At 63.0% G+C, this 6,120-nt stretch carries 9 protein-coding genes; 4 read left to right on the forward strand and 5 right to left on the reverse strand.

Annotated features, from left to right (window positions below):
- The coding region (locus RMN73_RS05820) for a hypothetical protein (protein WP_309602378.1) at positions 1-227 on the reverse strand (227 nt) is incomplete at its 3' end.
- A 21-nt stretch (positions 228-248) separates the two neighbouring features.
- Positions 249-857, reverse strand: coding sequence for an SOS response-associated peptidase family protein (locus RMN73_RS05825; RefSeq protein WP_309602379.1), 609 nt, complete (start codon positions 855-857; stop codon positions 249-251).
- Between the two features lie 151 nt (positions 858-1,008).
- On the opposite strand from RMN73_RS05825, the gene RMN73_RS05830 reads away from it, so the two are divergent.
- Complete coding sequence (locus tag RMN73_RS05830; RefSeq protein WP_309602380.1) at positions 1,009-1,305, forward strand: glycine zipper 2TM domain-containing protein; 297 nt, start codon at positions 1,009-1,011, stop codon at positions 1,303-1,305.
- Positions 1,306-1,414: 109 nt separating this feature from the next.
- Positions 1,415-2,536: a hypothetical protein gene (locus RMN73_RS05835; RefSeq protein WP_309602381.1), complete on the forward strand. Its 1,122-nt coding sequence runs from the start codon at positions 1,415-1,417 to the stop codon at positions 2,534-2,536.
- Here RMN73_RS05835 and RMN73_RS05840 read toward each other — a convergent pair.
- Together RMN73_RS05840 and epsC are read right to left on the reverse strand one after the other, a co-directional pair.
- Positions 2,514-2,855, reverse strand: coding sequence for a DUF2794 domain-containing protein (locus tag RMN73_RS05840; RefSeq protein WP_309602382.1), 342 nt, complete (start codon positions 2,853-2,855; stop codon positions 2,514-2,516). The two genes, RMN73_RS05835 and RMN73_RS05840, sit on opposite strands and share 23 nt — an antisense overlap.
- Positions 2,852-3,532, reverse strand: coding sequence for a serine O-acetyltransferase EpsC (gene epsC / locus RMN73_RS05845; protein ID WP_309602383.1), 681 nt, complete (start codon positions 3,530-3,532; stop codon positions 2,852-2,854). Before epsC ends, RMN73_RS05840 begins: the two co-directional genes overlap by 4 nt.
- A gap of 155 nt (positions 3,533-3,687) precedes the next feature.
- Here epsC and RMN73_RS05850 point away from each other — a divergent pair, with 155 nt between their 5' ends.
- Together RMN73_RS05850 and RMN73_RS05855 are read left to right on the forward strand one after the other, a co-directional pair.
- Positions 3,688-4,449, forward strand: a complete 762-nt coding sequence (locus RMN73_RS05850) for a sulfite exporter TauE/SafE family protein (protein WP_309602386.1) — start codon at positions 3,688-3,690, stop codon at positions 4,447-4,449.
- Between the two features lie 49 nt (positions 4,450-4,498).
- Entirely contained in the window at positions 4,499-5,401 is a 903-nt protein-coding gene (locus tag RMN73_RS05855) for a LysR substrate-binding domain-containing protein (protein ID WP_309602384.1), read from the forward strand.
- Here RMN73_RS05855 and RMN73_RS05860 read toward each other — a convergent pair.
- Positions 5,398-6,120, reverse strand: a 723-nt coding sequence (locus RMN73_RS05860) for a peroxidase family protein (protein ID WP_309602385.1), incomplete at its 5' end; no start/stop codon positions are given. The two genes, RMN73_RS05855 and RMN73_RS05860, sit on opposite strands and share 4 nt — an antisense overlap.

Genomic DNA, 6,120 nt, shown 5'->3' on the forward strand with positions numbered 1-6,120 from the left:
GACTTGCTCGACATGCCGGCCGCGATGGCGGTTACCGCAGCGGTTGCCCCGATTGCGATCAGGTCGGCGACGATCGGGTTTTCGGCGAGGCGCGCAAGCGCGTCATAGCCCGTGTTGGATTTGGCCGATTTCGACTTTCCGGCCTTGACCTTGATCGTCACGCCGCTGCTTTTGGCCTTGCCACTTTTCTTCTTCGCCTTGGGCTTGGCGGTGTCACTTTTGGCCATGAAATTCCTCCAGTTGGTCGATTATGGATGCGCGTCGATGCGCCGCATGTCGGTATCGGGGAAAGGAACCGCAAGGGCGCACGCCGCCTCGCGCTCCTGGTCGAGCCACTGCGCGGCATATGATGCTCGCAATATGACTGGCATCGCCTTGGGATGCACCGCACCGACCACTTCGTTCGCATCGCACGTCAAAAACGCCATGAACGGCCCGCCGCCGCCCGGTCGCCAGATACCAGCAAAAGCGAACAATGGATCATCGGCTTCATGCAGCCCGAACCACACTTTCGACTTGCGCTTGGTCACCGGGTCGGGATCGGCGGTCCATTCGCAAAAGCTGCTGACCGGGACGATGCACCGCCGCTCCCGATTGCCAAGCGCCGATAGCCAGAACGGACTGTCGAGATTGCGGACGTTGGTCACCGGCCGACCTTTCGCCGCCGCAGGGCCGGGAAAACCCCAGATCATTGTCTCGAGCTTGAGCCCGCCGCTTTCATTACGCCGCAACACCGGTGCCGCGCGACCCGGATAAATCTCCCCAAACGGCGGTACATTGTCGCGATCGCCGTCGAAACCGCCGAACATCCGGCGCATTTCCTCGACGCTCGCGGTCATCGTGTAGAGGTTGCACATCCGTTTGGCTCCCGCCGTCCTGAAAGCCGGCTCGGCTCGTCGTTAATACAGGGAACTAACATTAACCCACAATCGCTTCTCACCTGACGTTCATGCAGGTTCAACGAAACTCGCGGGACGATCCATTCACCAGCAACTCAAGGAATTTCCTTTGCGCACTCTCGTACTGGCATTGACTGCCGCGACCCTCACCATTCCCGCCATGCCGACCCCGGCGTCGGCGCACGGCTCTTCCTATCACGGCAAGACCTGGCGCGATTCGCAGGGTCGCCTGCGCTGCAAGCGCCCCAACGGCACGACCGGCCTGATCGTCGGTGCCGCTGGTGGTGCGCTGATTGGCCGCGCGATCGACACCCGTGGCGAGCGTGCCACCGGCACGATCCTCGGCGCCGCTGCTGGCGCCCTGGTTGGCCGTGAAGTCGAGCGCAGCCGCAAGCGCTGCCGCTAAACAGTCCCCCGGCCGACGCTCCCCCTCGGGCGTCGGCCACCTTCACGAATAGCTGTATTGACTTAATAATACACCTCCCCTAGGTTTCGGCCAACTGGGAGGATCAATCATGTATAGCCAAAATGACCTGGACGAGGCGGTCGCCTCCGGTGCGTTGAGCGCCGACGCCGCGACCGGTCTTCGCAATTTCGTCGAACAACGAAGTGCATTGCCGTCGGTCGACGAAGAGCATTTTCGCCTGATCTCGGGTTTTAATGATATTTTCGTGTCGATCGCTGCGGCCATCCTGCTGTTCGCGGTGGCTTGGATCGGCCAATCAATCGGACAGGCGACCAATTTGCAGCTCGGCGATAATGGCCCGACCCCGCTCGCGCCGGCCGCCGTTGCTGCAACCGCATGGGGCCTGGCTTTATTCTTCACCGCCAAGCGCCGGATGGCATTGCCGTCGATCCTGCTGCTTTTAGCCTTTGTCGGCGGGGTATTCACTGCGGCCGGTTTCGTGCTGGTTGTCATCATTGGCGAGCAGACGATCAACAATAACCACGTGCTCGGCGGAATCCTCGGCGCTGCTGCTGGAGCAGTCGCTGCCCTTGCCGCCTACATTCACTGGAAGCGCTTCCACGTCCCGATCACCGTCGCTGCCGGCGGTGCCGCCGTGGCAGCAATCGCCATCGGCCTGCTGGTCGCAGCCGTCGGTGACGTCGCCAACATGCGCAATATTATCCTCGGCTTCGTGTTGCTGCTCGGGATCGGGATGTTCCTGTTCGCGATGCGCTGGGATTCGTCGGATCCGGCACGAGTCACGCGGCGCAGCGATGTCGCTTTCTGGCTTCACCTGCTCGCCGCGCCGATGATCGTCCACCCGGTCTTTTCATTGCTCGGCCTCAACGATGGCAATGCGTCGATCGGCGAGGGACTGGTCGTAGTTGTCCTCTACATCGCACTGGGGATTACGGCGCTTGCGATCGATCGCCGCGCCTTGCTCGTTTCGGCGCTGGCCTATGTTTTGTTCGCGTTGCAGTCAATGTTCCGCCAGTTCGGCGCGGTCGAACTTAACATCGCGCTCACGGCGCTGGTGATCGGCTCGGCCTTGCTGCTGCTGTCGGCCTTCTGGCATCAGGCACGGCGGATGGTGGTCAGCCCGCTTCCGGACGGTCTGCGCGCCAAACTGCCTAATTTGGATCGGCCAATCTTGTCCGAAAACTCGGCTACTCCGCTACCAGCCGCATAAGTCGGCGCTCGATCGGGGCCAGCACGCCCGCAAGGTCGTGCCCCCGCTTGAGTACCGCACCATGTTCCGAGACCAAGGCAAACGCCCCCTGCTTCAATCGAAGCTCGGGGCGTTTTTCGATCCGCACTTCGGGCCGCTCGGTCGCCCGTCGAAAGGCGGCAAAGCTGGCCACGTCGCGGTCGAATTGCATCGCATAATCACGCCAGTGCCCGGCCGCGACCATCCTTCCATACAAGTCGAGAATCCGCATCAATTCAGGCCGGTCGAAGGCGGTAACAACTGGCCCCCCTCGCTGCGGGAAGGGCGTGACGACGTTCACGCGCTTTTGACCCTGACCGATGGTGCCTGTGCCGCCTTCAGCGCCTCGATTTCGCAACGGAGCATCGCCACCTCCGCCTCGAGCGCGGCAAACCCGGCGCCGGCCGGATCGGCGTCCTCGCCGCACGGCGTGCCGTAAGGGATGAAGCCGGGACTGTAGTGGACCGATTCGACATCGACCGGCTTGGCCGGGATCCCGACCATCGTCGCGCCAGGCTCGACGTCACGAGTCACTACCGCATTGGCACCGACCTTCGCGCCGGCACCAAGCTCGATCGGCCCGAGGATTTGCGCCCCCGACCCGATCACCACCCCGTCGCGCAAGGTCGGGTGGCGCTTGCCGCCGACGCCGGTCGACGGGTTGGTCCCACCCAGCGTAACGTTCTGGTAAATGGTGACATTATCGCCAATCTCGGCCGTCTCGCCAATCACCGTGAAACCGTGGTCGATGAAGAAGTTGCGCCCGATCTTCGCGCCCGGGTGAATGTCGATCGCGGTCAGCATGCGCGCGATATGATTGACCAGCCGCGCCAGGAAATACAGCCGCCCGCCGTACAGCCAATGACCCACGCGATGGAACATCACCGCCCACGCGCCGGGATAGGTCAGCACCTCCCAACGCGACCGCGCTGCGGGGTCGCGGTTCTTCACCGAGTCGAGATAATCGAACAATGCCATCCCGGTGCGGGCTTCCTAGTTGCCATGCAGGACAGTCAATTTAGGCACGCTTCGGTGCAAATGCCAGCCGAAGCGAAGGGTTGCCTGCCCGGCCCCGCTTGCCCTGCCCGCGCATCTCAATCAATGTGGCCGTCGCAACTGGGGTGGAGCGCGACATTCTCACCGAGCTATTCGCCGATCCATCATCGCTGTTGCTGTTCGCCCTGATCGGCTTTTCGGCACAAATGATCGATGGCGCGCTTGGCATGGCGTTCGGCCAGATCTCGAGCACCTTGTTGATCAGTACCGGGGTGCCCCCCGCTGCCGCCTCGGCCGGAGTTCATACCGCAGAAACCTTCACCACCGCCGTTTCCGCCATCAGCCACGTCGCCCACCGCAACGTCGATTGGCGCTTGTTCTTCAGGCTGGTCATCCCGGGGGTGATCGGTGGAGTCGCCGGCGCTTATGTGCTGTCGATCGGTGCCGATCAGGCCAAGCCGTTCGTGCTCGCCTACCTCACCTGCCTTGGGCTTTACTTATTCTATCGCGGGATCATGCACCGCCATACCGAGCGGCGACCGCGTGTGGTCGAGCCATTGGGCCTCGTCGGCGGTTTCCTCGATGCGGCCGGCGGCGGCGGCTGGGGCGCGATCGTGACCTCCAACCTGCTCGTCCAGGGCAGCAACCCGCGCAAGACCATCGGCACCGTCAACACTGCTGAATTCTTCCTGACCGTGACGATTTCGGCGACCTTCATCCTGACGCTGGGGCTGAAAGCGTTCACCACCGCGACGCTGGGATTGCTGATCGGCGGAGTCCTCGCCGCCCCGTTCGGCGCGCAGATCGCCAAGCGCGTCAATCCCGATGCCTTGCTGACCTTCGTCGGTGCGCTGCTGACGATTGTCAGTTTCTATGGCCTATACAAGGCACTCGTCTAGTATTGAGCGAGACAAGCGATTAGAACCGGCGGATTGATCGGATTCACTGATGATCGTCCACCACCCCACGCTCAAGCAATTGCAATATCTCGTCGCGCTGCGCAGCCACGGCCACTTCGGCCGCGCGGCGGAGAGTTGCTTCGTCACCCAATCGACCCTGTCGGCTGGCTTGCGCGAGCTTGAGACCTTGCTCGGCACCATGCTGGTCGAACGAACCCGACGCGTTGTGCGCTTCACCGCGCTGGGCACGCGCATTGCCGACAAGGCCGTCCGCGTGCTGCGCGAAAGCGAGGAATTGGCCGACATGGCGCGCGCCGAGGCGCAGCCGCTGACGGGTGAATTGCGCATGGGCGTGATCCCCACCATCGCCCCGTTCCTGTTGCCCAAGATGCTGCCGAGCCTGCGCGATCGATATCCGCGGCTGCGGCTGTTCCTGCGCGAGGATACCAGCCATGCGGCGTGCGAAGCGCTCCATCGCGGCCAGCTCGACTGTGTCCTGCTTGCTCTGCCCTATGCCTGCGGCGATGTGGACAGCGTCCATCTGTTCGACGACAGCCTGCTGGTCGCTTTCCCGCATGGCGAAGCGCCGGCAACGCCGTCAATCGACGCTAGCGCCATCGACGAGCGCCGCTTGCTGTTGCTTGAAGATGGCCATTGCCTCAAGGATCATGCGCTCGCGGCGTGCAACCGGCCCGAGATTCGTGCCGGCGCGACGATGATGGGCACCTCGCTCCACACCTTGGTGCAGATGGTCGACAATGGCCTTGGGCTGACCTTCATTCCGCAAATGGCGGTCGATGCCGGGTTGCTCGACGGCACCCGGATCGAGACGCTCCCGCTCGAGGCCGAGCATGGCGCGCGGCAGATCGCACTCGCCTGGCGCCGATCGAGCCCGCGCGAGGAGGAGTTTCGCCTCCTCGCCGCGAGCCTCAAGGCGATTACGAGTTACTAGGCCAGATCGACCCGGTCGGCGTTCATGACCTTGACCCAGGCCTTGACGAAGTCGTGCACGAACTTCTGCTCATGCCCGTTCTCGGCATAGACTTCGGCCGTAGCACGAAGCTGGCTGTTGGAGCCGAACACCAGGTCGGTGCGGGTCGCGCGCCATTTCTCGACGCGGCCGCCACGGGTGTAGCCGATAAATTCCTCGTCGCTCGACGTGTCGACCAGATCCCAGAAAGTGTCATTGTCGAGCAAATTAACGAAGAAGTCGTTGGTCAGCTGGCCTTTGCGGCTGGTCAACACGCCCTCGGGGATATCACCGAAATTGGCGCCTAGCACGCGCAACCCGCCGATCAGCACCGTCAATTCCGGCGCCGACAACCCAAGCAACGACGCCTTGTCGAGCAGCAGTTCCTCAGTCTTCACCGGCTGACGCGTCTTGAGGTAATTGCGGAAGCCGTCGGCCTGCGGCTCCATCCACACGAAGCTGTCGACGTCGGTCCAATCCTGGGTCGCATCGCCGCGGCCACCAGCGAACGGCACGGTGATATTGACGCCCGCGTCCTTGGCCGCTTTCTCAACCGCTGCCGACCCGGCCAGCACGATCGCGTCGGCCAGCGACATCGATCCACGAAGCTGGTTCAGCTTGGCCAGCACCTTGGCCAGCTCGGCCGGTTCGTTGACGTCCCAATCCTTCTGCGGGGCAAGCGCAATGCGCGCGCCATTGGC

The sequence above is a fragment of the Sphingomonas sp. genome (assembly GCF_031372575.1).
Taxonomy (GTDB): Bacteria; Pseudomonadota; Alphaproteobacteria; order Sphingomonadales; family Sphingomonadaceae; genus Sphingomicrobium.

Bases quoted from the DNA above. Each gene is read 5' to 3' on its own strand.
- RMN73_RS05855 (WP_309602384.1), top strand. From the start codon at position 4,499: ATGATCGTCCACCACCCCACGCTCAAGCAATTGCAATATCTCGTCGCG.
- RMN73_RS05825 (WP_309602379.1), bottom strand. From the start codon at position 857: ATGTGCAACCTCTACACGATGACCGCGAGCGTCGAGGAAATGCGCCGG.
- epsC (WP_309602383.1), bottom strand. From the start codon at position 3,532: ATGGCATTGTTCGATTATCTCGACTCGGTGAAGAACCGCGACCCCGCA.
- RMN73_RS05835 (WP_309602381.1), top strand. From the start codon at position 1,415: ATGTATAGCCAAAATGACCTGGACGAGGCGGTCGCCTCCGGTGCGTTG.